The organism is Candidatus Woesearchaeota archaeon, from assembly GCA_003695435.1.
Classification (GTDB): Archaea; Nanobdellota; Nanobdellia; order Woesearchaeales; family UBA11576; genus J101.
This window is the reverse complement of record RFJL01000004.1, coordinates 1-3,522: the sequence shown is the minus strand read 5'-3', so window position 1 is coordinate 3,522 and position 3,522 is coordinate 1. Positions and strand designations below refer to the sequence as shown.

At 41.1% G+C, this 3,522-nt stretch carries 4 protein-coding genes; 2 read left to right on the top strand and 2 right to left on the bottom strand.

Annotated elements, in window-relative coordinates; genetic code table 11:
• The first annotated feature begins 11 nt into the window (after positions 1-11).
• Entirely contained in the window at positions 12-620 is a 609-nt protein-coding gene (locus D6774_00260; protein ID RME78713.1) for a hypothetical protein, read from the top strand.
• A 63-nt stretch (positions 621-683) separates the two neighbouring features.
• Positions 684-1,718 carry a hypothetical protein gene (locus D6774_00255; protein ID RME78712.1) on the top strand — a complete coding sequence of 345 codons (1,035 nt, stop codon included), beginning with the start codon at positions 684-686 and terminating at the stop codon, positions 1,716-1,718.
• Between the two features lie 51 nt (positions 1,719-1,769).
• Here D6774_00255 and D6774_00250 read toward each other — a convergent pair whose 3' ends face one another.
• Positions 1,770-2,402 carry a hypothetical protein gene (locus D6774_00250; protein ID RME78711.1) on the bottom strand — a complete coding sequence of 211 codons (633 nt, stop codon included), beginning with the start codon at positions 2,400-2,402 and terminating at the stop codon, positions 1,770-1,772.
• 49 nt (positions 2,403-2,451) lie between these two features.
• Entirely contained in the window at positions 2,452-3,438 is a 987-nt protein-coding gene (locus D6774_00245) for a sodium:calcium antiporter (protein RME78710.1), read from the bottom strand.
• Positions 3,439-3,522 lie beyond the last annotated feature (84 nt).

Below are 3,522 nucleotides of genomic sequence, written 5' to 3'. Positions count from 1 at the left end.
GTTTGCTTCACATGACCTTTACCGAGATCATAATAAGCATACTCTCCTACTTATGGTTACTTTTCAAAAAATGGCTCTCCCTTTTCGCAGCGCCCTTTGCCTCCCATGACCTTATCTGGATTATTATTCCCGTATGGCTCTCCTGGTTCTTCGCAGAATTCTTTCAGGAAAAAAAGCGCACCAGTTTTGGTAATGCTATCTCCAATGGCGTTGTTCCTTTCTGGGTCGGTTTTGATTGGATGCGACACTTAACAGGACTCCTTGTTTCAGGTGCAGCGTTTACATTTGATCTGTTTCAAAAATACTTCATCTCCTTGCTTGTCGTTGCGTATGGTTGTATGATTATTTACTTTGGAATTAAAGGAAAATCATTCATCCCCCTCATCGGACGTATTCGTGAAGTCACCTATGTTCTCATTATGTTCATGCCCATCATTTATGGCATTATAGACTTAGATTTGAACACCCTTCTGGCCATTCTTCTCTACTTCCCCGTGTATTATTTTATCATTGAACTTATTGATCACTACACTCCTGACCCGAAGATTTACGAGCTTGACGAAGGGGAAGCAAAACAAGAACCTTCTTGGAGCTCAACAAGCTCAGAATACAAGATTTAAAGCATTCTTCAGCAAGATTTTTTCTTACTAAAACTTATAAAACGGACGGGATAACCTTAGATTATGCTTGATGAAGAGATTCAAGGAAGTGTTTCCGACCAAGTTGCCCAAGTATTGAAACAAGTAGATAATTCTGAGTACTTTGTTTCTTTGCATTATGCTCAGATGAATGTGTTCATAGCAAAAGAAAGTCAACTTCTAACAGAAGGATCTCTTTTCTGCACCATTCCAGGAAATCCTCTCTACATCCCCTTAACAGGATATATTCCTTTTTCAGTTCTTGAAAAACAAATTGCAAGAATTCGGGATGGCAAAACCACCATCGCACAAGTTGACGAAACTGCTTCCTCTGAGCAAGATTATCTCGTAACATGCTCCCGAAGACTCGCTCCACATCAATTATCTGAATTCAAGAAAATCCACGATAAGCACCTGCTCACCTATTGTTTGGAGAGGTACCAGCATCAAAAGGAACGTCTTCAAGTGCTCGCAGATAGAGATACACAAAAGGAATTTTTTGACCAGTTAAGTCTTGCCTTCTCTTTTCTCAAATCAGAACTAGATGAGTTATTAGTTCAAGAAGGGGATGACATTCTTTTTGAAGGAACATTCCTAGGTGATGAACAAATAACCCGGTTTTATCCTTCTTCAATGCAACTTGACCCGGATCTTTACGCAAAAGCATCCCCTCAAGATATTCTCTCTTTGGATGCGCGTGTGAGGGAATCACTTAACAGCAAACATCAATTATCTTGCCAACTCAATGAGATCGCAACCCACGTACTCTCATTGTATCTTATTGATGAACAACTCACACACATCATCCCTTTGTTTGATGACGATCTTGAAGAATCAACCGATGCAAGTGTTTTAGATCTTCTTCAACCTGCAATCGACCTTTATCTTGAACTGCATATTCATACCCACACCCTTAGAAGAACTGCGGAGCAAGTAAGAAAAGGAACTATTGATCTTCTTGAATACTTTGGCATTCCTACACATTGGATTGATTTTTCCGATGTGGCAAAAGAAATTGTTCTCAAAACAAGCACTACGGAAATTCCTCGAAGATTCGTAATTGAGGTTGAAGAGGAGTGAACCTGGAAAAATTTCAATGCGCACTAACACCCGCTGAGCATCATACAAAGCCTATTTTTCCTTAAGCAGGGGAACGATTACTGTTTCGTGTTGTCTTACGTTTCCCTCTTCTACACTAAACACTGTGTATCGCAGAACATCATCTTTGCGCGTATGACTGATAACAAGAAAAGGGATGGTTGCTTGTAAATCTTGTTGTGAGGGAGGGTCAAGTGTGTTGTGTAAATGAAACGGCCATTTTTTCGTGGTTCTCCTGCCAGATTCAAGAAGTTCTTGTTGAGGCGTGTAGAGGTTGTCATAGTGTTTTCGTATCTGTTCAAGTAACTCTTCTCGAGAAAGAGTTGGATCAATAACCGTGGTATGCCCTAATTGCATTTCGAGTGCGGAGAGTTCATTGTAGAGTTTATGTTGGTCTGCAAGGCACAGCGTTTCAAAACGCTCAGAGTACTTGTTGGGAACTTCTTCAAAAACCAATCTTTTTCTCTTACAATAGGCAATGCCTCCAACTTCACCTGCTATTTGTAGTTCGTCTCTTTCTATAAGTTCAAGAATGGGGTCATAGCTGTGTCTTAATTGATGTTCAATAAACGGTGTGAACTGCACCTGTTTACAGCGTGAAGAATACGCTTCAGGATAAGCACAGCTAGAAATCAACACAGTCATTACTGCAACGAGTCGTCTCATATCATAATCACGTAGTTAAGAAGTATAAAAAGATTGGTGAGAAAAACTCTTAATCAACTGAAAAAAATGCAAATCTCATGATAAGGTACACGGCATAAAGACCTATGAGATAGTATGCTCCGCCTTTTCCCAGTTTGCCTTTATTTCTGAGTAAGTAGATGAGAAGAAGTGCTGCGGTAATGGTCTCCATGGGAAGATCCCAATAGATAAGAGGTAACGGTACCCAGTACGTTGAGAGCAGCGCCCCTCCTCCGATCGCGACAAGAGGATTGGTGATATTGCTGCCGATAAGCGTTCCCAAGGAAATACCCATCGCTTTTTGTTTGATTCCTGAGAGCGCAGTGAAAAGTTCTGGAGCAGCAGAAGCAACTCCTAAGGAGATCACTCCAATGAGTGACCCTCCAAGACCTGTGAGTGTGACGATGTGCTCGGTTGTTTTGAGCAAAAAATGCGCGCTGATGAGCATGATTGCCATGAAACTTGTTGCTATAAGTGCATCAAGAAGAGGTCTTGTACTTTTAGGACCTTTGATCTCGACGTGGTGGTTGAGTTCAAGGCGGTAAAGGAAGAACATGTATGCGAGGAATGTTCCGAAAAGAATTGCTCCATCAAGCCTGCTAAATGTTCTATCCCATCCGAGAATGATGCACATAAGCGTTGTTCCTATCATGGGAAGGTACGCGGTTTTGAGGAATTTTCGTTCAAAGGTAAGACCCCCCATAAGCAAAACAACAAGGCCGATAAGTAAGGTTTGTTGAATGACATCTGAGCCAATATTTGCTCCGAGCACCGTTGCTGAGGCAATTTTATAATCAAGCGTTCCCCTCAGAATACCAAAGGACGCTGCAAGATGTGCAAAAATTTCTGGAATGCTCGTTGCAAGCGAGAAAATGGTAAGTCCGCCAAAGGTGGATGAGAACTTATATTTGTTAAGAATACCTATTATTTTTTGTACTGCCCGCTCTGCGCTGAGCATAAGAATGACAATGCAAACAAGAACAACACCTATGCTTCCTCCCAACGTTTCATGTAGCATATGGGTATTATTTTGTGAACTAGAGCATATAAAACTTAATACGTTTAAAACTTAGTACGTTTTAAGATCGTCACTGTGAAGACC